17 protein-coding genes and 3 pseudogenes are annotated in these 22,207 nt (G+C 70.6%); 10 read left to right on the forward strand and 10 right to left on the reverse strand.

Annotation, left to right across the window (positions count from 1 at the left end; translation table 11 throughout):
- Positions 1-98: 98 nt before the first annotated feature.
- The 3 genes and pseudogenes from LG395_RS33420 to LG395_RS33430 all read right to left on the reverse strand — a co-directional run.
- The gene (locus tag LG395_RS33420; protein ID WP_225812351.1) at positions 99-1,637 is read right to left on the reverse strand and encodes an arabinofuranosidase catalytic domain-containing protein; all 1,539 of its coding nucleotides are present in this window, start codon (positions 1,635-1,637) and stop codon (positions 99-101) included.
- A gap of 140 nt (positions 1,638-1,777) precedes the next feature.
- Positions 1,778-1,975, reverse strand: a pseudogene (locus LG395_RS33425) (ricin-type beta-trefoil lectin domain protein); the annotation flags it as partial.
- Between the two features lie 667 nt (positions 1,976-2,642).
- Positions 2,643-2,872, reverse strand: a pseudogene (locus tag LG395_RS33430) (hypothetical protein); the annotation flags it as partial.
- Positions 2,873-3,107: 235 nt separating this feature from the next.
- Here LG395_RS33430 and LG395_RS33435 point away from each other — a divergent pair.
- Entirely contained in the window at positions 3,108-4,538 is a 1,431-nt protein-coding gene (locus tag LG395_RS33435) for a selenium-binding protein SBP56-related protein (RefSeq protein WP_225812352.1), read from the forward strand.
- Between the two features lie 522 nt (positions 4,539-5,060).
- Here LG395_RS33435 and LG395_RS41790 read toward each other — a convergent pair.
- Positions 5,061-5,984 carry an SMI1/KNR4 family protein gene (locus LG395_RS41790; protein WP_372463504.1) on the reverse strand — a complete coding sequence of 308 codons (924 nt, stop codon included), beginning with the start codon at positions 5,982-5,984 and terminating at the stop codon, positions 5,061-5,063.
- A 104-nt stretch (positions 5,985-6,088) separates the two neighbouring features.
- Positions 6,089-6,889, reverse strand: a complete 801-nt coding sequence (locus tag LG395_RS33445; protein WP_225812353.1) for a class I SAM-dependent methyltransferase — start codon at positions 6,887-6,889, stop codon at positions 6,089-6,091.
- 336 nt (positions 6,890-7,225) lie between these two features.
- Between LG395_RS33445 and LG395_RS41315 the strand changes: the two genes are divergently transcribed.
- Positions 7,226-7,351, forward strand: coding sequence for a hypothetical protein (locus tag LG395_RS41315; protein ID WP_263983350.1), 126 nt, complete (start codon positions 7,226-7,228; stop codon positions 7,349-7,351).
- An 18-nt stretch (positions 7,352-7,369) separates the two neighbouring features.
- Positions 7,370-7,991 (forward strand): annotated as a pseudogene (locus tag LG395_RS33450) (IS5 family transposase); the annotation flags it as partial.
- 18 nt (positions 7,992-8,009) lie between these two features.
- Here the strand turns inward: LG395_RS33450 and LG395_RS33455 are convergent.
- The 3 genes from LG395_RS33455 to LG395_RS33465 all read right to left on the reverse strand — a co-directional run bounded on the left by LG395_RS33455 (position 8,010) and on the right by LG395_RS33465 (position 10,931).
- Complete coding sequence (locus LG395_RS33455; RefSeq protein WP_225812354.1) at positions 8,010-8,537, reverse strand: GNAT family N-acetyltransferase; 528 nt, start codon at positions 8,535-8,537, stop codon at positions 8,010-8,012.
- A 1,012-nt stretch (positions 8,538-9,549) separates the two neighbouring features.
- Entirely contained in the window at positions 9,550-10,434 is an 885-nt protein-coding gene (locus tag LG395_RS33460) for a hypothetical protein (protein WP_225812355.1), read from the reverse strand.
- Between the two features lie 38 nt (positions 10,435-10,472).
- Positions 10,473-10,931: a peptidase inhibitor family I36 protein gene (locus tag LG395_RS33465; protein ID WP_225812356.1), complete on the reverse strand. Its 459-nt coding sequence runs from the start codon at positions 10,929-10,931 to the stop codon at positions 10,473-10,475.
- Positions 10,932-11,311: 380 nt separating this feature from the next.
- Between LG395_RS33465 and LG395_RS33470 the strand changes: the two genes are divergently transcribed.
- A complete protein-coding gene (locus tag LG395_RS33470) occupies positions 11,312-12,052 on the forward strand; it encodes a peptidoglycan-binding protein (RefSeq protein ID WP_308071474.1) in 741 nt (246 codons plus the stop codon).
- A gap of 33 nt (positions 12,053-12,085) precedes the next feature.
- The gene (locus LG395_RS41795; RefSeq protein WP_225812357.1) at positions 12,086-12,979 is read left to right on the forward strand and encodes a helix-turn-helix domain-containing protein; all 894 of its coding nucleotides are present in this window, start codon (positions 12,086-12,088) and stop codon (positions 12,977-12,979) included.
- A gap of 374 nt (positions 12,980-13,353) precedes the next feature.
- Here LG395_RS41795 and LG395_RS33480 read toward each other — a convergent pair whose 3' ends face one another.
- Positions 13,354-14,208 carry a GntR family transcriptional regulator gene (locus LG395_RS33480; protein ID WP_225812358.1) on the reverse strand — a complete coding sequence of 285 codons (855 nt, stop codon included), beginning with the start codon at positions 14,206-14,208 and terminating at the stop codon, positions 13,354-13,356.
- Between the two features lie 296 nt (positions 14,209-14,504).
- On the opposite strand from LG395_RS33480, the gene LG395_RS33485 reads away from it, so the two are divergent.
- The 5 genes from LG395_RS33485 to LG395_RS33505 all read left to right on the forward strand — a co-directional run bounded on the left by LG395_RS33485 (position 14,505) and on the right by LG395_RS33505 (position 20,935).
- Entirely contained in the window at positions 14,505-15,785 is a 1,281-nt protein-coding gene (locus tag LG395_RS33485) for an extracellular solute-binding protein (protein WP_225812359.1), read from the forward strand.
- 131 nt (positions 15,786-15,916) lie between these two features.
- Complete coding sequence (locus tag LG395_RS33490) at positions 15,917-16,900, forward strand: carbohydrate ABC transporter permease (protein ID WP_225812360.1); 984 nt, start codon at positions 15,917-15,919, stop codon at positions 16,898-16,900.
- Entirely contained in the window at positions 16,897-17,769 is an 873-nt protein-coding gene (locus LG395_RS33495) for a carbohydrate ABC transporter permease (protein ID WP_225812361.1), read from the forward strand. Before LG395_RS33490 ends, LG395_RS33495 begins: the two co-directional genes overlap by 4 nt.
- 97 nt (positions 17,770-17,866) lie before the next feature.
- Positions 17,867-19,447, forward strand: a complete 1,581-nt coding sequence (locus LG395_RS33500; protein WP_225812362.1) for a beta-N-acetylhexosaminidase — start codon at positions 17,867-17,869, stop codon at positions 19,445-19,447.
- 36 nt (positions 19,448-19,483) lie between these two features.
- Positions 19,484-20,935, forward strand: coding sequence for a cellulose binding domain-containing protein (locus tag LG395_RS33505; protein ID WP_225812363.1), 1,452 nt, complete (start codon positions 19,484-19,486; stop codon positions 20,933-20,935).
- A 393-nt stretch (positions 20,936-21,328) separates the two neighbouring features.
- On the opposite strand, the gene LG395_RS33510 is transcribed toward LG395_RS33505, so the two are convergent.
- Complete coding sequence (locus LG395_RS33510; RefSeq protein ID WP_225812364.1) at positions 21,329-22,180, reverse strand: class II fructose-bisphosphate aldolase; 852 nt, start codon at positions 22,178-22,180, stop codon at positions 21,329-21,331.
- Between the last annotated feature and the right edge of the window lie 27 nt (positions 22,181-22,207).

Genomic DNA, 22,207 nt, shown 5'->3' on the forward strand with positions numbered 1-22,207 from the left:
GTGAAGGGCGGGACGGTCCCGCGCGTGGGCGGCGCGGTGACGCGCCGGGGCGGTGGTCGCATGCCGCCCAGGTGGGCTGCCGCGGATCCTTCAGGGCGTCAGTTCAGCGACCATTTCTGGTTGGACTGGCCGTTGCAGGTCCACAGCTGGACGGGGGTGCCGTTGGCGGTGGCGGCGCCGGTCACGTCCAGGCACAGGCCCGACTGGGCACTGGTGACGGTGCCGTCCGCGTTGACGTTCCACTGCTGGTTGGACTGGCCGTTGCAGGACCAGGTGATGACCTTGGTGCCGGGACTGGTGCCCTGACCGGAGGCGTCCAGGCACAGGCGGCTGCTGCCGGAGTACACGGTGAGCTCCCGGGCGTTGGTCTGGGACCAGGTCTGGTTCGCGGCGCCGGTGCAGTCCCGGATCTGGGTCTGCGTACCCGCCGTCGTGGACGAACCCGTCGCCTCCAGGCACCTGCCCGCACCCACGGCGCGCAGCGCGCCCGTCTTGGTGCCGCCGGCCGTCCCGTAGCCGGCCGCGGTGATGGCGGCTTGCACGGCGTTCTCGGTGGCGTCGGAGGGGTAGCCCGCCGTCATCGCGCCCTCGAAGAACTCGCCCGAGCCCGAGACACTGTTGTCGCCGCCGGTGCCGAGCAGCACCGAACTGTCGAGCTTCATCGGCGAGTATCCGTTCGGCAGCGGGCCGGAGAACGTCGTGGTCAGGCCGCCGCCGGCGCCGTTGCCGTATTTCAGGGTGAAATTGCTCGTGCCGTTGTTCTTCAGCCACGCGCTGACGAACGGGTAGTGCACACCGGTGTTGCCGGGGTCCTTGTTGGAGCCGGTGTTGGTGTGGTACATCCCGTTCTCCAGGTCGGCCTCGACCCACGGACCGCTGCCGGTGCACCCGCCGAACCAGCAGGCGTTGCCCCAGTAGATGGCGTTCATGGTGGCGTTGCCCGTGTCGGTGTGGGAGTTCTCGCCGCTGCCGTAGTCGAAGCAGCACCACTGGTTGGTGTAGTCCGACGACGTCACCATGTAGATGCCCTCGGGCTGGGAACCGGTGGCCACGCCGTTCGCGTGGTCGATCCGGTAGCCGACACCGGGCTTGACCTTGACACCGAAGACCTGGTGACCGCCCGCGGTCACCGGCAGGGCCATGGCGTCGGCCCCGACATCGGCTCCGTTGGCACCGGGCCCCTTCCAGTAGCCGCCCCAGGAGATCGGCAGGTCGTTGTGCTTGGTGGTCTGGTCGTAGATCTTCGTGATCGTGCACGATGTGCCCGAGCAGAAGGAGACCTGGGACGCCCCGTCGGCGTAGCCGCCCGCGCTGAGCACTCCGATGTCGCGGTAGCTGTGATCGGAGGACCTCTGGATCTGGTACAGCGGCCCGTTGTACGACGCGAGGAGCGCCCTGGTGGTGGAGTGCGCCGTCACGCACGGCGTACCACCCGCTGCGTAGATGTCACACGGCAGCGACGCGTCGGCCGCGTCGGCCTTCGCCGAGTGGGCGGCCGGGCGGGTGGTGGTGGCCGTGCCGGTCGGTAAGGACGCGGCGAACGCCGTTGTGCCGAACGCGGCCACGAGCATCGCCAGGGCGACGAGGAGCGCGGCTTTCCGTCGCCTCCGCCGGCGGTCGACGGCTGATCGGATCATGAGACCTCCTCTGTGAGGGTGCCGCCCCACGGCGGCGCCGTAGCTGTCTGTGGTCGGTGTGGAGGTGCCCGGTTGTCCGCGGCCGGCAGGCACGCGGCAGGCAGACCGGTCGGGGCTCGGCCGGGGCGTGAAGGGGGGACTCATGCCGGCGTCCACCGCCGGCTGCTGCCGCCGTTGCAGGTCGACCGTGGGACGAGGCTTCCGGCGGAGCCGGCCCCTCCGGTGACGTCCAGGCAGAGGCCGGACTCGACGCCGGTGATCGTGCCGTCCGCGTTCAGCATCCATTGCTGGTCGGTCTGGCCGTTGCAGGTCCAGGTCTCCACCTTCGTCCCCGGTGTGGCCCAGTGGCGCGATCCGGGACGTCCAGGCCCTCAGGCCCTCGCTTGCGTACCCGGTCAACCGGTCGCCACCCGGCTCCCCGGCGGCACCCCGCACGGGGAGGGCCTGGTGCGGGCGCGGAACGGTACTTGGTTGCGACGGGCCGGCACTTTCGAAAATTTTGACGAGGCCATGACATATTCATGGTGCGACGTGCTCCTTACGGCTCGGCCGCCGCGGCGGCGACGGAAGTGCACTGACAGGCGGAGGAGTCCCGTCCCTGTTCGATATACCGAACCACTGTCGGAGTATCGGGCAACGTGGATAATAGGGAACCGGTGAACGGCGTCAATACCTGCAACATGAATCGGCAATCACTTCGAAAGGTTCGCTGCGCCCGTGAAGGCGTAACGTCGTAGACATGCCTGACCAAACCGCCTAGCGGGCGGTGCGGATCGGCACACCCCGGCAGCGGAGCGGCGCCACTCCCGGACGGCGTGGCCGCGCCGGTCACCACTCCGGCACCAGCGCCCTACTCTGGATTTACGAAGAGTATCCGAAATTTCGAGACTTCCGCGGAAGCGGATTGAGCGCGGGCTTGGACAACCGAGGCCATCGCCCACGCTCAAGTCCTGGCGCCTCCTCCACGAACTCCGCTGCTCGACCGCTCGACCAGCGCGCAGATCTTTGCCAGGCGGTGGTGGTGCCGATCCCGGATCCGGCCGCGAGCCGGGCGCGGGGCTGCCCTTGCGCAGGCGGGCGAGGGCGAGCAGGGCCTGTCGGCCTGCGTTCAGGCGTCGCCGTCGGGTTCCGAGAGCGCGGCGGTGCTCCGACAGGCAGGCGGCGAGGAAGCGTAGGGCGGGCCGAGCGGCGGCACGGCACGGCGCCCTCGACGGAGACGGGCTGAGCGAGCCCACCCGGCACGGCGGGTGACGACCCGACGGCCGGGGACACGGGCGAGACGGCCGCACGGCGCGAGACACGGCAGCACAGGCCGGGCGCCGTGGCAGGGCCCCCGGGAGTGTGAAACGCTCGGAAGCAGTGGCATATCCGTCCTTCACCGCACGTCGACGGCGGACGAGAGAGCCGGCCCGTCCGTGACGGGGGCCCACCCGGCCCTCGGCCCTGTGTTCGCCGAGTGGGGAACACACGATGACGACGACCGAGCACCCGCACGACCACGACGGCCACCAGGATCCGACCCTGTACCGCACCCCGGCGGACGCCGCCGCCGCGCCCGGGGAGGGACTCGCCTACGTCGTCGGGTTCGACCCGGCCGGAGCGCGCCCGGACGCGCTGTTCACCGTCGGCACCGACCCCGGCTCCGCGGCGTATGGCCGGGTGATCGCCCACGCCGAGGTGCCCGGCGTGGGCAACGAACTGCACCACTTCGGCTGGAACGCCTGCTCGAGCGCGCTGGCCCATGCCGGTCACCACCACGCCGCGCGCCGCTATCTCATCGTCCCCGGACTGCGCTCCTCCAGGCTGCACGTCTTCGACACCGTCCCCGATCCAACCCGCCCCCGCCTGGTCAAGACGGTCGAGCCAGGTGAACTGGCCGCCCGGGCCGGGTACTCGCGCCCCCACACCCTGCACTGCGGTCCCGACGGCGTCTTCCTGTCGTGCCTGGGCGGCGCGGACGGCGCGGACGGGCCCGGCGGCGTGGCGCTGCTGGACCACGAGAGCTTCGAGGTGCTGCGCGGTTGGGAGAGCGAGCGCGGGCCGCAGCATCTCGCCTATGACGTCTGGTGGCACCTGGCCCAGAACATCGCCGTGACGAGCGAGTGGGGAACCCCTTCCATGATCGAGGGCGGTCTCGTCCCCGACCTGCTGCTGGGACGCCGTTACGGCCACTGCCTGCACTTCTGGGAACTCGGCACCGGCCGGCACCTGCAGCAGGTCGACCTGGGCGACGCCCACCAGATGGTGCTGGAACTGCGTCCCGCGCACGACCCCGAGGCCACCTGGGGGTTCACCAACACCGTGATCGACGTCGAAGACCTGTCGGCCTCGGTGTGGCGGTGGCACCGCGCCGGCGACGAATTCCACGTCACCAAGGTGATCACCCTCCCGGCCGAGCCCGCCCCGGCCGAGGACCTGCCCCCGGCGCTCAAGCCGTTCGGCGCCGTGCCCCCGCTGATCACCGACATCGACCTCTCGGTGGACGACCGGTGGCTGTACGTCTCCGCATGGGGCACCGGCGACCTCATCCAGTACGACGTGCGCGACCCGCGGCGACCCCGGCGGACCGCGGCCGTACGGCTCGGCGGCATCATCGCTCGCCGGCCGCACCCCGCAGTGCCCGACGTGCCGCTGTCGGGCGGGGCCCAGATGGTCGAGGTCAGCCGCGACGGGCAGCGCGTCTACCTGACGAACTCCCTGTACGCCGCTTGGGACGAGCAGTTCTATCCCGCGGGCATCGAACCGTGGATGGTCAAGCTGGACGCCGACACCTCACGCGGCGGGCTGTCGGTGGACGGCCGGTTCTTCCCCCACGGCGAGGACTTCGCCGGCCTGCGCGTGCACCAGACACGCCTGCAGGGTGGCGACGCCTCCTCCGACTCCTACTGCTACCGCCGCTGACCCCAGGGCCGTTGACTGCGTCCGGGCCGGCTCCGGTACGCCAGGCGCCGCCCGCGCGGCCCGCCGCCTGAACGGCGCCGGGCTGAGGAATCGTCTCCACGCTCGACAGGCAGTTCCCGACCGCACCCCCCAGCCCGGCAATCAGGGCGATGCTCGACATCCTCGGGGTCGGGGACAGCGGCTGGCGCAACGGCCGGCCACCGCGCGCCGGACGGCACCGTGCCCCACAAGGCCCAGGACTACACCGTCCGCACCACCGTCACGTTCTTCGCCCACGGCCTCGACAGCCGCCCATGGCCCGAACGCAACGGTGCCGAGGCCCCAGCCCATGGTCCTGGGGCCTTCACCACGGCGCGCCCGGACCGAACGGTTCGAAGCAGATGACGTCCAGCGGATGCAGGGCCCGGCCGGTCAGACCGGGGAAGCCGGATTCGGCGGGGCCGCCGCGCAACCACGTGAGCAGGGTCGTCGTGAAGTCGCCTGGCAGGGGCGGGCCTTGCTCGCAGTGGCGTGGGTTGACGGCTACGCGCCATGTCTCGGGCGGGCCGTCCGCGCACCAGCCGATCTGGTCCCCGTCGATGTGCCCTCGCCCAGATACGGCTCCAGGGGTGGTGGAACCAGCGCCGTGACGGCGTCGAGGCCCGAGCCCTCGGTGAGCGCCGCGTGCTGCCGCGCGTCCACGGCGGTGCCCTCAGGCGGTGGCGACCAGGGTGCGGCCCCGGCCGGCGGCGGCCAGATTCGTATCTGTGGGGACAGTGGGCCCAGCAGCCCGCCGGGCTCGCCCGGGTGCGGCACGCCGGTGCGCAACAGCGTGAACACCAGCTCCAGGAACGGGACTTCGTAGTCCACCCAGGGTTCGCTCACCCCGACCGCCACATTCGTGGTCATGAGCCTGACCGGCCACTCGTCGGGGTCGTCCGACGCGCCCGTGTTCCAGAAGAGGTGGTCGCCGCTCCTCGTCGTGGCGAAGGCGAGCAGGCCGCCCTCCTCGGGCAGGAAGGGGCGCCGACGCGCGGTGAACATGCCGGGCCGGATCGCCGAGTGCCGGTGTGTCTCGACGATCCACGCTGCGTACTCGAAGCGGCCGTCGGTGCTGACGCACGGGGGGTGCAGACGGATCGCCGCACCCGGGCCGCCGATCTCGGCCGCACCGTACGCCGACACGAGCGCCTTGTAGTCACCGGGCAGCGGAGTGCCGAGCCGGCCCTCGACTGCCGCCCAGTCGACGGCGGGCGCCGGTCCGGGCGGCGGTCCGACGAGACCTGTGAACGCGGTGATGCGCGCCGAGTGATCCTTGGAGCCGAGGATGACATCCCCCACCGACACTCGGCTCGGCTCGGCTGCGGTGATGGCCCGGGTGAGCCAGGCGCGGTCGAGCAGATGCCGCTCGTCCGCTTCAGCAACCAGGTCCTCGCACTGGTTGCAGACCCCGACGGCGGCCTGCACGACACAACGCCTCGCACAGCAAGGTCCGCGCCCGCGTCGAGCACGCCTTCGCCCGAACGACCGCTCGCCGGCCTCACCGCTGACCCGGCCCGGCCGGTGAAGGGTCAGTGACCGGCGCCAGCCTTGACCGCTTTCGTGGCGAAGTAGCCGGAGAGCCAGCCGGCGGTGGCCTCCGAGTGGTGCGGCGCCTCGGCGAAGCCGGTGATGGCGAAGCCCGCCGCGATCTGCCCGCCGAGCTGCTCGGTGAGCGTGTGGCTGTACTCCACGGGCGCGTCGAGGCCCCACAGCCGTTCCCTCTCGGCGGGCTCCAGGTGGGTGAGGTCGCTGTAGGGCAGACGGTGGCGCACCACCAGCTCGCCGCGCGCCTCCAAGGACTCGGCGTCGAAGAGGTAGACGTCCGGGTTGAGGAAGCCGGACAGCAGCGTCCCGCCGGGGCGCAGCACGCGGTGGCACTCGCGCCAGACCGGCGCCAGCTCCGGGATGAACAGGTTGGAGACCGGGTGGACGACAAGGTCGAACGAGGCGTCCGGGAAGGAGCTCAGGTCGCGCGCGTCGCCGAGCACGGTGCGCAGGTCGAGCCCCTCCCGCTCCGCGACCATCTCGTCCTGCGCCAGCTGGCGGGGCGAGTTGTCGAAGACGGTCACCCGCGCGCCCGCCGCGGCCAGCACCGGACCCTGCTGCCCGCCACCGGAGGCGAGGCAGAGCACGTCGCGACCGGCGATCTCCGACGGGAACCAGGTCGGGTCGACCGGCTCGTACCCGATCAGGACGATGGACCACTGACCGGCCCGCGCCTTCGCGATCACCTCGGGGCCGACCGGGCGTGACCACTCGTTGCCCTTCTCCGCCTCGCGGTCCCAGGCGAGGCGGTTGTGCGCGACGGGGTCGACGGGAGTCTGACTCATACGCCGTACCCTAGTCACGCGTGTCGCCGGCGGTGGCGGTGACCGTATCCCGCCGGGCCTTCCGCCCGTCGCGGTGACCGGGTTCGCTGTCGCGTAGCCCGGAGGCGCCAGCCGGGACGGTGAAGAGGTGCCTGTGGAATTCTCCCAGCGCATCGCGGTCTGGATCGACAGGTACGGACGTGTGAATCTGCGGTCGGCCGGGACCTGTAGCCGTCGCCGGATCGGAGGGGGGCTTTCGGCCAGGGGGACCGCGATCCGCAGCATGGAGTCAGCGGGGGGGCATGGCACTCTTCTTTCGCGGCGGCGGGCTCGCCCCCGGTCTGACGGAGTCGACCGTTGCAGATCTCCACCGGCCGCGAGCAGGACCATGTGCGCCCGGCGGACATCGCGCTGCGGCGTGGTCTGAGCCTGTACCCGTGCCTCCAGCACACGCCGACCATCAGCGACAAACGCCTGGCGTGACGTTCCCGCAGAGAGCGAGTGGGCTGCTCCGGTGTGACGGCCTGGCGCCGGCTGCGGGAGACTGGACCGAGGCCGGTGTCTGGCCCCGTCTGCACGCCACCCTGCTGGGCGAGCTGCGCCGCGCCGACCTGCTGGACCTCGACGACTGTGCCGTGGACGGCTCGCACATCCGGGCCCTCAAAGGGGGGACCACGTCGGTCCCTCACCGGTCGACCGAGCCCGTCCCGGCTCCAAGCACCACCTGATCGTCGACCGGCACGGAACCCCGCTCGCCGTCACGCTCACCGGCGGAAATCGGCACGACGTCGCCCAGCTTCTGCCCCTGCTGAACGCGGTTCCCCCGATCCGGGGCCTGCGGGGACGCCCTCGGCGCAAGCCTCGGCGGTTGTACGCCGACCGGGGCTATGACTTCGACAAGTACCGTCGCCTGCTGTGGAAACGCAGCATCAAACCCATGATCGCCCGACGCGGTGCCGCCCACGGCTCCGGACTGGGCAAGGTCCGCTGGGTAGTCGAGCACACCTTCGCCTGGCTCCACCAGTTCAAACGACTCCGCATCCGCTACGAAAGACGTGCTGACCTCCATCGGGGCCTGCTCGAACTAGCATGCAGCCTCATCTGCCTCCGCCGCCTGCGGACCTCGCTGGGAAACGATCAGTCAGTCACCCAGGACCCGTTCCCACAGCAACGCGTCCCGCCAGCTCCCGTCGAGAAAGATCGAGGAGTGAGCGACGCCGTATGGGCTGAACCCGTTGCGGCGCAGTACCCGTTGCGACGGCAGATTCTCCAGATGGGTGGACGCCTCAGCGCGGTGCAACCCCAGTTCGTCCGCCATCACCTGGAGTACAAGCCCGACGGCGCGCCCGGCGTGCCCTTGATTCTGGGCGAGGCTGGCGATCCAGTAACCGACGGAACCGCGGCGAAGGTGTGGCTGCGGCAGGATGCCTCCGACGGTGACCTGCCCGATCACCTGGTCGTCGGCAAGCACCACGCCCGGCCAGACCGTGCCGGCCCGGTATCCGGCCAGCAGCCTGCCGATCCGCTCCGCCTGGCCCTCCGGCGTGAAGAAGTCGGCCGACTGGGCGGGTTCCCATGGCCGGAAAGCCTCGAAGTCTCGCACCCTATGCGCAGCGATCGCGGCGGCGTCGCTCGGCTCTATCAGACGGATCCTGGTGCTGTTGTGCATGGGCTGATCCTCATGGTGGTGCGTCGGATGAGACCGGACAGCCTACGTAAGCCGCGAGATCCGACGCTTCTGGCCAAGCGCTTCATTCTGAAACGATCAGTTACTAGCTACTCATCGGGCGACGACCGCTCTGCGAACGCGGTACTCCAACGAGAAAGTGAGCGCACAACAGTCTCGGCGCGGATGGGGTTGGCGCTGTGTACGTAGACAGTGCCTATCCGGAACGGGTTTCCATGGAGGGGCAGCGGGACACGGCCCGGGCAGACAACCAAACCGCCAGCGGCCCGGAGGCCTGCCCGCCGGGACCCGCACAGACTGGCCGGCGACATACGGCCCGACACGGCACGGTAGACGCGGCCACCAGTGGGACAGCCGGGCGGCGGACGGCCAGCGGGCGGGGACAGGCCCCAGGGCGGAGAGCCGGCGCAGCCAGGCGCAGGTCTGTCATTTCGTGGCCGGGTATCTGGCCGGTTCGCCGCGGCGACGTCACCGGCGGACAACCGCAGGGCTGGGGCCGCCCGCCCACACCGCCGCCGGAGCCGCGGGGCCCGGCCCTCAGGGCAGCTCTCGCCACGAGCACACTGCATCGGTCGCCCCGCACCCGTCGCCTTCCGCCCGGTCGGCCCGGGCCGGCGCCGCCTCGGCGTCGAGGCCGGCCAGACCCTGCGGGCAGGGCGGACGACGAGGCTGTCGCTGGCCGCGAACACCGTCTCAGGCTCCATAACGTGCGGTACGGCGTCGAGCAGCTCGGCCCGCCTGTGGACCGTCAGGGCCTTGCCGATTAACAGGTCGGACATCAGCTGGCCTCGCCGACCTTATCCGTGCGCTTGGACCCGCGCAGACACCGATGACCGTCGAGGCGGTTGTGACCCTCGTCGAGGCCGTTATCCACTCCGCAAGCGATTCATGATCGTAGGCTCGGTCTGGCCTTGCCCGGTGATGTAGCGTTCGCCGCGTAGCGGCGCATTGCCACCTCGCCATTCATCGGGTAGCCCCGTTCGTTCAGCCACGGTCAGGCATCATTCTTCGCTGGATCGGCCAACACCCGGCGGGCGCGGGCTACCGCTGACCCCCAGTCCTTGGAAACCGAGTGCAGCAGTGACAGATCACGGGCGGTTAGCCCGGCTACTTGCTGTCTGCGGGCGCGCAAGAGGCCGGATGGAAGGTGGGTGCGGCTTGCGCACTCACCGTCGGAAACGGCCACTGCAATCTCCCGACGTTGGAAGCGTGTGCCGTTCTCGCCTCGCTCAAACTCCTGTTGGAGGCCGGTCACAGCAGCGTCCGGGCTCGCGTACGTGTAACCCACCTTCGCCATGCAAGATCGCCACCGGGCAAGCGTGGCTCGGTATCCGGTGTCTTCCAGCGCCTCGCGACTGACCTGGTCGTCGAACTGCTGGGGAATGTAGGAGATCTCAGCCCAGGTTTGGACATCTCCGGCCAGTGCCGTCCGTGCACGCGCGACACATCCCGCTGTGGGAACGGTCGCTTTTCCCTTCCCTTTCAGCGCGATACCGGCTCTCGGCATCCCGGGCCCGAACTGCGCTCTTCCCAAGCGCTGCCGGTCCCTGGCGGACAAAGAGGACGCGTATGCGTTGGGGTTCTCGGTGGTTGCGGAACGGTCGGGGGACATCGATATTCCGTAACCGTGCTGCCTGCGGCCTGCGAGGTCGATGGTGGCGGCCTCGTTCTCGGGCACTGGCAACGATGCCCTGGGGGCAGCTGGAAGGTGGAACCCTGCCTTGCTCAGGCACTCGCGGTCCAGCCGGTCGAAGGCGGCCTGAAGTTGCTCTGCACCTGTTGGAAAGCGGCCCGATCTCGTTGCCACGTCCGTCATGGCGGCGGACACCTGCGGGATGCTGGGCTGCGCGGAGGTGCAGCCCAGCATCCCCGCAGCCATGGCACATCCTGTCAGGAGAGCCGCCACTGCTCTACTGGTCACCTCGGAGTGCACCAGTGGTTGGAGCTGATCGAGTTCTCAAACGATGGGTCGTTGTAGCCGCCATCCGATACCGGAGCCGAGAAGTCCCACACCGCGTCGCCAAGAGACAGGCTGTGGACGGTTCCGGTGTAGCCGGCACCGCTCCAGAAGTAGACGGTGCACTGAGTGCCACCGTTCATGATGGAGCTGATGCAGTCGTTCCAGTTGTGGTTCGCGCATCCACTGCTGTTGTAGAGCCTGGTGTAGTCGCTGTTGTTGTCGGCGACCTCCCCCAGCGTGCCCACACCGTGCTTGTAGGGCCAGAAGCAGGCGAGGCCGATCCATGTCCCGCAGCCGCCGTCCTGGACGGCGCGCGGCGTTGACGGAGCGGCATGGGCATCCACACCGGCGCCGCAGGCCAGGGAAACAGCAGCCGTTATGGCCGCCAAGGTCCCGGCGGCTCGTGCCTTTCGCATTGCGCATCCTTTCGCCATTCGATCAACGCGAGCCGACCCAGTTATCCAACGAGCCCACGACCAGGGCCTGGAGGCGGTACGGCCTGAGCGAGCTTCCCGAAGCAGCCGTGCCAAACGCCAGATGCATGGGACGTCTCGCGATATCCCGGGACGTCCCGCACTGTGACCTGCGGCGATGCGCGAAGGGAGACGGGTACTCGGGAAGTATCGCTGCGTCCGGGTAAGTACGGACGTAGGTGGCCTGATTCATGCGGCGGGGCGTGGCTTCGAGACAGGTGGGGCCGCAGAGGTGGCCGGGCTTGCAGGAGAATCAGGGTCAGGGGGATGTCATGAGATGGAGAAAGTTGCCGGAGACCTTGGACCCCAATGGTCGACGTCTCGTGCAGGAGCTGCGGCGGCTGAAGGACCACAGCGGTCTCACGCTGCAGATGCTCCAGGCCAAGACGTCCTTCAGCGGTTCGTCGTGGGAGAGGTACCTCAACGGTAAGGCGCTGCCGCCCGCGGCGGCGGTCGAAGCGTTCGCCGGTCTGACTGACGCCGATGCGTCATCATTGCTGGCCCTGCGACACGCAGCACAGGATTCTGGCGCCGCGATGCAACGCCCGCACCGTGATCGTGCCGCGGAGAGGGCCCCCCAGCACACTCCCGCTCCCTCCGGCCCTCCCTCTGCCTCTTCCGTGAGCCTGGTCAAAGGCCAAGAGCCCGGCCAGGAGCAGGAGAGGGTACGCGGAGTGGCCCTGTCCCTCGTCGGAGGGGCCTTGTTGCTCTCCGTCGTCGTTTCCGGGTGGCTGATCGCCGACCACCCGAACGCTGCTGACCATCCCGAGGGCAGTGCCACAGAAGTGGGCAGATACAGCTGCGCCTACGTCCGGCACGGAGGCCTGATGCTCGCCGGCAACAGCACCACCAACTCCGCCCTCGTCGCATTGCGCAGCACGGGTCCCGACGTGGCGGAAGTTCAATGCCTCCTGCGCCGCCACCACCTGTCACCAGGCGACGTGGACGGCTACTTCGGCAAGCGGACCGAAGCACAGGTGAAGATCCTGCAGCAACAGGACCACGTTTCCCCGGACGGAATCGTCGGCGAGCAGACCTGGTCCTTGCTGCGCAACGTGGAATGACCGTGTGTTGCGGCGAGAAGGGAAGCCCGAGCGATGAGGCACTCACCCAGTCGGTCCCCCTGGCGGGCGTTGCCGCAGTCCTTGCCGGCCGAGTACCGGGATCTGGTCAGCGATCTGCGTCGACTCAAGGACCGCAGCCATCTGAGTCTCACGGAGCTGGGGCGGACGACCGCCATAAGCAAGTCGTCCTGGGAGCGCTACCTCAACGCCAAACAGTTCCCGCCGCGGCATGCCGTGCAGGCGTTGTGCCGGGCGGCGCAGGTGAGCGAAGAAGCCGTACTGCCTGAGTGGGAGCGTGCGGACGCCGCATGGAGTCGGCGCGGGGAGACCACGTTTCTGGCCGAGTGCGAGCCGGATCGGACCACCGCTCACCGTGGCCATGGGGCCAACGTCAGGGAGTCCAAGACCACTCGCAGCTTCATGCATCGAACGCTTCTCGCTGCTTCCGCTCTGATTGCTGCTCGGCCTTGGGCCACTACGGTGGGAGTCCTCCTGCTGTGTACGGCGATGCTCGCACCCGCCGCGGTCATCCACGCCTCCTACGGCACCGGCCCGACGGCCGCCGCGCGCCCGCCCATCTGCCGACTTCGCTCCTGTGAGGGCCGCGATCCGCTGACCACGGCATGCGAGGACCCCATAACCGTGGGTTCACGCACGGCCGCCGACGGCACCCGGTTGGAAATCCGACTCAGCCCGAGCTGTCAGGCCGGGTGGGTACGCAGCTGGCCCACACACCGCGGTTTCCGTATCGAGGTCACCAGCCCCAAGGGGCACGCCCAGGCTGCCACCGCTCCAACCGCCCGACCCACAGCCGGAGACATGGTCACAACCCCCATGATCTCTGCTGGGCACGCCATGGGGCTACGGTGCTGCTACTACCCCTCGGCGGGCCAACCCGGTCGGGAGTGCTTCGACGCGGGTTCCTGACAGCGGCGAGCTCCCGTCCCCTCCGACGGCCGGATTCTGGCCGTCAAGTACGGCGTGCACGCCTACGACCAGTGGTCGGTCGACGAACTGCCGGACCTGGCCGCAGCCGCGACTGCCCTCACCGCCGCACCCGGCCTCGACGCCGCCGCAGCCTCCGCCGCACGCCCGGCCGACCGGGTGGCCGACGCCGAGCGCTGGGAGCGGGACGCGGGGCGACGGTCGGCGCGGGGGACCGACCGGCCCGGGGACCGCCGGCCGGTGTGGCACCGGTCCGCGTGGGCCGCCGACGGGTACGGCACCGGTCCGCGCGAGGCCGGGCCGGTCGCTGTGCCGGCCGGTCGCTGTGCCAGCCCGGGGCGCGGCCCGCGGCGGGGTCAGCGTTGGTTCTGGACGTCGCCCAGCGTCGAGGCCGTGACCGGGTCGCTGTGCGGGAAGTCGCCCGGCGGGATGCCCGGGTGGTGCCCGTCGGGCGGCGTCGCGGGCGCGCTGTCGGCGCCCAGCGTCAGCCGGGAGACGATGCGGTACCGGTCGCCGCGGTAGAGCGAGTGGACGAACTCCACCGGGCGTCCGCCGGTGTCGGTGGTCAGGCGCTCGAACAGCAGGGCCGGGGACAGCTCCGGCACATCGAGCAGCTCCGCCTCGGCACGGGTCACCACCGTCGGCTCGATGGCCTGGGTGGCTTCGCTGACGTGAATGCCGTGCCGGATGCTCAAGTGCTCGTAGAGGTCCCCCTGTTCGAGTTCGCGGGCGGTGAGTCCGGGCACCAGGTCGGCCGGGATGTGCAGATGTTCGATGGCCATGGGGGCGGCGTCGACCAGACGCAGCCGGGCGACGTAGACGATCTGCGCGGCAGGAGAGAGGCGCAGTTTGCGGCCCACCCGGGCGCCCGCCGGCACGGTGGTGAACTCCAGCAGCCGGCTTGCCCAGGTGCCTGCGGCGCGCGGCACGCTGAGCGAGTGGGTGCCCTGGACCAGTTCCTGGGTGATCTTCGCCGGGGCGACGAACACCCCCCGGCCGTGTTCCCGGACGAGAACCCCGGCGGTGACCAGTTCGTCCACGGCGGCTCGCAACGTCGGCCGCGACACGCCGAGTTGAGCGCACAGCGTCCGTTCGGAGGGGATCGCGTCCCCCGGCCGGCGCTCCTCGGCCATCTCCAGCACCGCGTCCCGGACCCGCTCGCGTTTGAGAACGCCGCCCGGTCCGGCCGTGCCCGGCTCCCTGTCACCCATCCGCCTCGTCCCTTTCTTCGGTACGTACAGGCCTCGGCAGGTGACCAGTTGGCACCCTCCGTGCGCTCAATACCGTACTGGTCAGGACCAGTTCATGTCTTCAGGTCAGGACTCCGCAGGGTGCGGGAGCGCTCGGACGGTCGGAAATCCGTTGAGTAGAGGGGGGTTGACGACCTCATTGGTCCGTGCCATTTTCATCCACCACCAGCAGGTCACCTGTCCACTTCTCAACTGGTCAGGTTACTGGTTGGGCCCTTCCTGCTCCGCGCCCTCCCTGAGCTTCCCCGAGGTGACCCGTGAAGTTCCGCCTGCCCACCAGTGCGTCCGTCATCGTCCTCACTGCCGCCCTGCTCGTCAGCGGCTGTTCCAGCGGCTCCGACGACGCGGCCGGCGGCGGCGCGGGCGGCGGCACGTCCGAGCTGACCGTGTGGCTGATGCGGGACAGCGTCTCCGCCGCCTTCCAGAAGGAGTTCACCACCGCCTTCGCCGCCACCCATCCCGACATCCGCCTCAAGGTGCAGATCCAGGAGTGGGACGGCATCGGTCAGAAGGTCACCGCCGCCCTCGCCAGCAACGACGCGCCCGACGTCATCGAGATCGGCAACACCCAGGTGGCCCAGTACGCCCAGAGCGGCGGCCTGCTCGACCTCAGCGACAAGAAGACCGACCTCGGCGGCGCCACCTGGCTCAGAGGACTGGCCGAACCCGGCGCCTGGGAGGGCAAGCAGTACGGCATCCCGTACTACGCCGCCAACCGCGTCGTGATCTACCGCAAGGACCTCGTCCGGCAGGCCGGCGTCGACCCGACCGCCATCAAGACCCGGGACCAGTGGCTCGCCGCGACCGGGAAACTGAACAAGGGCGACCAGCAGGGCATCTACCTCACCGGCCAGACCTGGTACGCGCTGGCCGGGTTCATCTGGGACGAGGGCGGCGACCTGGCCGTCCAGCGGGACGGGAAGTGGCAGGGTGCGCTCGACACCCCCCAGGCCCTGGCCGGGATGGAGTTCTACCAGCGGCTCCAGGCGCTGGGCAAGGGACCCAAGGACGCCGACGAGGCCAACCCGCCCCAGGCCGAGGTGATGGCCAAGGGCAAGGTGGCGCAGATCATCGCCACCCCCGGCGGCGCCAATGTCGTCACCGAGCAGAACCCGCAACTCAAGGGAAAGCTGGGCTTCTTCCCCATTCCGGGCAAGAGCGCCGACAAGCCCGGCGCGGTCTTCACCGGCGGCTCCGACCTCGTGATCCCGGCCGCCTCGCAGCACCAGGACGCCGCCTACACCTTCGTCAAGGAACTCACCGGCGACACCTGGCAGAAGAAGCTCGCCCTCGCCATGAGCTACGTGCCGAACAAGACCTCCCTCGCCTCCGCGGTGGCCTCCGACCCCGGAGCCGCGGCGATGGCCGCCGGCGCCGCGCAGGGCCACGCCACACCCAACACCCCGGGCTGGGCGGCCGTGGAGGCGGAGAACCCGATCAAGGACTACATGACGGCCGTCCTCACCGGCGGCGACATCAAGCGGGAGGCGGCGAAGACCTCCGAGGAGGTCACCCGGGCGATGAACAGCGCGTCCTGACCACCGCGAGCGTCCCGCCGCACGGAGCCGGCCCGCGGCGGCGTTCCCGGACCGCCGCCGCGGTCCGTGCGCCCGCCGGCCCGCCGCCCGCCCCCTGCGACCGCCGTCCGCCCCGTACGAATGGAGGAGCCGTGTCGGCCATCCGCGAACGCGCCGTCCCCCGCCCCGCCGGCCGTCGGCCCGGCCGTACCTCCCCGCCACCCGGAGCCGCCGGGCGCACCTCCCGCGACCGCAGCGGCCCCTGGCCGTACCTGCTGGTGGCGCCCGCCGTCCTCGGCATGCTCTACCTGCTGGTCTACCCGCTCGCCCGTGCCGTCCTGATCTCCTTCCAGGACTTCCGGCTGCGCCAGCTCATCGCCGGGCACGCGAAGTTCGTCGGCTTCGCCAACTACCGCACACTGCTGAGCGATCCACGGTTCTGGACGGTGGTGCGCCGCACGTTCGTCTTCATGGCGGTCAACGTCGTCCTCATCATGGTGATCGCCCTGCTGGTGGCGTTGATGACCCAGCGGCTCGGCCGGATCTGGCGGACCGCCGTCCTCAGCTCCCTCGTCCTGGCCTGGGCGATGCCGGTCGTCGCGGCCACCACCGTCTTCCAGTGGCTGTTCCACTCCGAGTTCGGCGTCGTCAACTGGGCGCTGACCTCCCTCGGGTTCGACTCCTTCGAGCGCTACCCCTGGTTCGCGCACGGCACGGCCGCCTTCGCGATCCTCGTCCTGCTGGTGGTGTGGCAGTCGGTGCCCTTCGCCGCCATCACCTTGTACTCGGCGCTCACCACGGTCCCCGCCGAACTCCACGAGTCCGCCCGCATCGACGGTGCCGGCGCCTTCCGCATCCTCCGCTCGATCACCTTCCCCGTGATCCGGCCGATCGTGATGCTCGTGCTGTGCCTCGAGGTGATCTGGACCTTCAAGGCGTTCACCCAGATCTGGGTGATGACCCGCGGCGGCCCCGGCGACGCCACCACCATCCTGCCGGTCTACGCCGTGCAGACCGCGCTCGCCGGCCAGCGCTACGACCTCGGCTCGGCGGCCTCGCTGGCCACCGTGGTCCTGATGTCCGGCGTGCTGGTCCTCTACTTCCGCCAGATGTTCCGACAGGAGGACGAGCTGTGAGCGTCACCAGCCCGGACACCCCGGTGAGGCGGCGGAGTACCGTACGCCGGTTGCGCCGCCTCCCGCTGCACGCGGGCGCCGCCCTCACCGTGCTGGTCTGCCTGTTCCCCGTCTACTGGATGGCCGTCACCGCCTTCAAACCCTCCCGCGACATCCAGTCCACCACCCCGCAGTTCGTGCCGCACACCTGGACGCTGGAACACTTCCGCACCGCCGTGCACGCGGCCGGCTTCGCCCGGTTCTGGTCCAACAGCCTGCTGGTCACCGTCGGCGCGGTCCTGCTCTCCCTCGTCATCGGCTGCGGCGCGGCGTTCGCCGTGGCCCGGATGCGGTGGCGCGGACGCCGACAGTTCGTCCTCGCGGTCTTCGTCGCCCAGATGGCGCCCTGGGAGTCCCTGATCATCCCGGTCTACATCATCGCCCGCGACACCGACATGCTCGACCGGCTCCTCACCCTCACCCTGGTCTACTTCATGGTCACCCTGCCGTTCACCACCATCGTGCTGCGCGGCTTCATCGCCACCATCCCGCCGGAGCTGGAGGAGGCGGCGCGGGTCGACGGCTGCACCCGGTTCGGGGCGTTCCGGCGCATCGCCCTGCCGCTGCTCGCGCCCGGCCTGATGGCCACCTCGCTGTTCGGCTTCATCACCGCCTGGAACGAGTTCGCCTACGCCAACTTCCTCATCATCAAGAACCAGGACAACCGGACCCTGCCGGTGTGGCTCTCCTCGTTCAAGAACACCTTCGGCACCGACTGGGGCGCCACCATGGCCGCCTCCACTCTCTTCGCGCTGCCCGCCCTGGGCGTCTTCCTCCTCCTCCAGCGCCACGTCACCTCGGGCCTCGCCTCCGGCGCCGTCAAGGGGTGAACACCCGCCCCGGCCGAAACCGAGCACTCCGCGCACCCGACCCAGGCGCACCCGTGCACCGCACCCGCCCGCGCCCCCACCCGGAAGGCCGCCGCCCGTGTCCTCACCCCGCCGCGAACAGACCCTCCTGCCCCGGCCCACCCGGTACGCCCCCCGCTCGGGACACTTCACCCTGGACGCCGCCACCACCGTACGCGCCACCCCCGAGGCCCGGGGCGCCGCCGACCTGCTGCGCACCCTCCTCGGCCCCACCACCGGACTGCCCCTGGCCCCCTCGCCGGACGGCGCCGTCACCCTCGCCGTCGACGCGGGGCTCCACGGCCTCGGCGAGGAGGGCTACGGACTCACCGTCTCCCCGCACTCCGTCCTGCTGCGCGCCGCCACCCCCACCGGCCTGCTCCGCGGCGTCCAGACCCTCCGCCAGCTCCTGCCGCCCGAAGCACTCGCCCGCGCCACCCCGCGCCCCGAGCGCTGGGAGCTGCCGTGCACGGAGATCACCGACCTGCCCCGCCACGAGTGGCGCGGCCTGATGATCGACGTCGCCCGCCACTTCCACGACATCGCGACCCTGCGCCGCCAGGTCGACCTGCTCGCCCTGCACAAGCTCAACGTCCTCCACCTCCACCTCACCGACGACCAGGGCTGGCGGATGCCCGTCCCCGCGTACCCCCGTCTCACCTCGGTCGGCGGCCACCGGGCCGAGTCGATGATCGGCCCCGACGGTTCCACCCGCTTCGACGGCCGCCCCCACGGCGGCGCCTACACGCGTGCCGAACTCACCGGCCTCGTCGCCTATGCGGCCCGCCGCGGTGTGACCGTGATGCCGGAGATCGGGATGCCCGGCCACGTGCGCGCCGCCCTCGCCGCCTACCCCCACCTCGGCAACCGCCCCGACCGCGCCCTCGACGTGTGGACCCGCTGGGGCGTGTGCGACACCATCCTCGGCGTCCACGACGAGGTCCTCGACTTCTACCGCGCGGTCCTCGCCGAGGTGATGGACGTCTTCCCCTCGCCCTACGTCCACCTCGGCGGCGACGAGTGCCCCACCACCGAGTGGGAACGCAGCCCCGCCGCCCGCGCCCGGGCCGCCGCCGAAGGGCTGCCCACACCCGCCGCGCTGCACGGCTGGCTCCTCGGCCGGGCGGCCACGTACCTCCTGGAACGCGGCCGGCGCCCGGTCGGCTGGGCCGAGAACGGCACCCGGCTCCCGCCCGGCTTCACGGTGATGAGCTGGCGCGAACCCGGCCACGCCGCCGCCGCGCTGCGCCGCGGCCACGACGTCGTCCTCACCCACCACCGCACCACGTATCTCGACTACGCCCAGGACGCCGCCTCCGACGGGCCGTTCGTCCAGCCCGGCCCGGTCGTCGACCTGCGCGCCGTCCACGGCGGCGACCCCCAACCGCGCACCGGCACGAGCGGGGGGCGGGTGCTCGGCACCCAGGCGCAGATCTGGACCGAGTTCGTCCCCACCGCCGCCCACCTCGACCGCCTCGCCTACCCCCGGCTGTGCGCACTGGCCGACCGGGCCTGGAGCGGACCCACCTCGTGGCCGGACTTCACCGACCGCCTCGGAGCGCACACTCCCCGGCTGGACGCCCTCGGCGTCCGCCGTCACCCCACCCCTCTCGCGCCGCGCACCGACGCGGCGCCGGCCGGTACAGCGCCCTCCGCATGACCCCCCACCCGATCCCGTCCCGGAGAGGACCGCACTGTGACAAGCAACGAGAACCGGCCCGCGGAACGCCGCCGCCGGCTGCGCACCGCCGCCGCGGCGGCCGTCGTCACGGCCCTCGGCGCCACCGCCCTGGCCGCACTGCCCGGCAGCGCCAGCGCCGCCGACACCCTGTCGGTGCAGTACCGCACCAGTGCCACCGGCGCCACCGCCGACCAGAGCGAGCCCTGGTTCAAGGTGAAGAACACAGGCAGCGGCTCCCTGCCGCTCAGCGAGGTCAAGCTCCGCTACTACTTCAAGGCCGACTCGGCCGACTCGGCCTACCGCTTCGCCTGCTCCTGGGCGGTCAAGGGCTGCGCCAACATCACCGGGACCTTCGGCACCCTCGCCCATCCCACCGCGACCGCCGACCGCTATCTGGAGATCGGCTTCACCTCCGGCGCCGGCTCCCTCGTCCCGGGCACCGACACCGGCGACCTGCAATTGCGCTTCTACCAGGCGAACTGGCAGACCCTCCGACAGAGCGACGACTACTCCTTCAGCTCGGCCCAGACCGCTTACGGCGACTGGACCAAGGTCACCGCCACCCGCGCCGGCGCCCTGGTCTGGGGCACCGCACCCGACGGCAACGCCCCCACCGACCCACCGACCACCCCGCCCCCGACCTCGCCGCCGCCCGGCGGCTCCGGCACCCTCTTCGACGACTTCAGCTACAGCTCGTACACCGACCCGAAGATCTCCGCGAACGGCTGGTCGGTCCGCTCCAACTCCGGCGGCCCCGGTGTGCCGGGCGCCACCTGGGACCCCTCGAAGGTCACCTTCAGCAGCAGTGCCGGCAACACGGTGATGACGCTGGAGACCTCCACCGACGGCACGGGCTCCGGCACCAAGCAGACCGAAGTGCTCACCAAGGCCACCAAGTTCAAGAACGGCACCTACGCGGCACGGGTGAAGTTCAACGACGCGCCCGTCTCGGGACCTGACGGCGACCACCTGGTGCAGACGTTCTTCACCATCAACGACCTCAAGGCGCCGATGGCCGACGACTACTCCGAGTACGACTTCGAGTACCTGCCCAACGGTGGCTGGGGCGAGCCTTCCAACATCCTCTACACCACGTCCTGGGAGACGTACAACCCCGACCCGTGGCAGGCGGTCAACCAGCACACCGAGGGCCGCCAGAGCTACAACGGCTGGCACGACCTGGTGCTGACCATCGACGACAGCACCATCAAGTACTACATCGACGGCCAGCTGTTCGGCACCCACGACGCCGCCTACCTGCCCGAGCGCCCGATGTCGGTCAACTTCAACCAGTGGCTGATCGACCTGAACGGCCAGACCTCCACCACACCCCGCGCCTACCAGGAGCAGGTCGACTACTTCCTGCACGTCAAGGACCAGGTGCTGACTCCGGCGCAGGTCAGCGCCAAGATCGCGGCGTACCGGTCGGCCGGCACCGCCTTCGAGGACACGGTGCCCGCGAGCTGAACCGATGGCGCCACGCGGAAGTGCCGTACGACGAGGCCCCCGGCGGAGGGAGTGGGGCGATCCCTCCGCCGGGGGCCCGCGTGATCGGGGTGTGTGGCGGGTGCAAAGCAGCCCGACCGCTGCGCGGCGCGCTCTTCGGATGGACGTGACGCCACCGGCCGAGGACGAGTCTCAGTCCGTCACTCCGCTCAGCGCTCCCAGGGATATAGCAGCCGGCCCGTCCGGGAGGAGCCGATGCGGAACTCGGTGCTCATCAGGGGGAAGACGGTGCCGCCGGCCCGGTCGAAGAAGACGTAGATGAACCCGGAGCACACAGAACGGGGGCGGTGCCCACGACGCACGGAACCCGTCACCGGCCAGGCGACATCAGGTGCGGGAGAGCTTCGGGCCCGCTCAGCCACTCACCACACCGAGAAGGACCCGGACCGTCTCCGCCATCGTCTCCCGGCCCTGGGCGACGTAGGGGCGGGGGTCGGTCAGGTCGGGCCGGGCCGCCAGCGCTTCACGGACCGCGCCGGTGAACGCGACGTTGAGAGCGGTACCGATGTTGATTTTCACGATGCCCGCCTGGACGGCTTGTCGCAGATCGTCGTCGCCGACGCCCGACGAACCGTGCAGCACCAGAGGTACGGGCACCGCCTCCCTCAGGCGTTCGATGAGCACGTGGTCCAGGGTCGCGGAGCGTTCAGTCATCGCGTGGCTGCTGCCGACGGCCACGGCCAAGGCGTCCACGCCGGTGTCCGCGACATAGCGCGCCGCCTCCTGCGGGTCGGTGCGCACCCCGGCCGCGTGGGCGCTCGCGGGTGCGTCGGGCTTGCCGCCCACATAGCCGAGTTCGGCCTCCAGCCACAGGCCCGCGCCGTGGGCCCACTCGGCCGCGGCGCGGGTGGCGGCGAGGTTCTCGGCGTACGGCTGCGCCCCGGCGTCGAACATCGCGGAGGAGAACCCCGCGTCGGCCGCCATCCGCAGCAGCCGCATGTCCGTCACGTGGTCCATGTGCAGTGCGACGTCGACGTCACAAGCCTTGCCGACCTCGGCCGCAGCCCGCGCGATCGGCTCGACCCGCCCGCCATGGAACCGTACGGCGTTCTCGCTGATCTGCAGGATCACCCCCGGGGCGCCCGCGGCGGCTGCGCCGGCGGTGATCGCCTCGGCGTGCTCCAGCGTGATCACGTTGAACGCCGCGACGGCCCGGCCCGCGGCGGCGGCCTTCGAGACGAGTTCGCGCGTGGGAACCAGGGGCATGAGGGTGTCCCCCTCGCTTTCATGTCG

Origin of the sequence: Streptomyces spinosus (genome assembly GCF_020400655.1) — a bacterium.
Lineage (GTDB): Bacteria > Actinomycetota > Actinomycetes > Streptomycetales > Streptomycetaceae > Streptomyces > Streptomyces argyrophylli.

Coding starts and splice junctions, on each gene's coding strand:
- LG395_RS41795 (WP_225812357.1), top strand. CDS start 12,086: ATGAGGCACTCACCCAGTCGGTCCCCCTGGCGGGCGTTGCCGCAGTCC.
- LG395_RS33460 (WP_225812355.1), bottom strand. CDS start 10,434: ATGGCTGCGGGGATGCTGGGCTGCACCTCCGCGCAGCCCAGCATCCCG.
- LG395_RS33420 (WP_225812351.1), bottom strand. CDS start 1,637: ATGATCCGATCAGCCGTCGACCGCCGGCGGAGGCGACGGAAAGCCGCG.
- LG395_RS33455 (WP_225812354.1), bottom strand. CDS start 8,537: ATGCACAACAGCACCAGGATCCGTCTGATAGAGCCGAGCGACGCCGCC.
- LG395_RS33435 (WP_225812352.1), top strand. CDS start 3,108: ATGACGACGACCGAGCACCCGCACGACCACGACGGCCACCAGGATCCG.
- LG395_RS33445 (WP_225812353.1), bottom strand. CDS start 6,889: ATGAGTCAGACTCCCGTCGACCCCGTCGCGCACAACCGCCTCGCCTGG.
- LG395_RS33510 (WP_225812364.1), bottom strand. CDS start 22,180: ATGCCCCTGGTTCCCACGCGCGAACTCGTCTCGAAGGCCGCCGCCGCG.
- LG395_RS33480 (WP_225812358.1), bottom strand. CDS start 14,208: ATGGGTGACAGGGAGCCGGGCACGGCCGGACCGGGCGGCGTTCTCAAA.
- LG395_RS33465 (WP_225812356.1), bottom strand. CDS start 10,931: ATGCGAAAGGCACGAGCCGCCGGGACCTTGGCGGCCATAACGGCTGCT.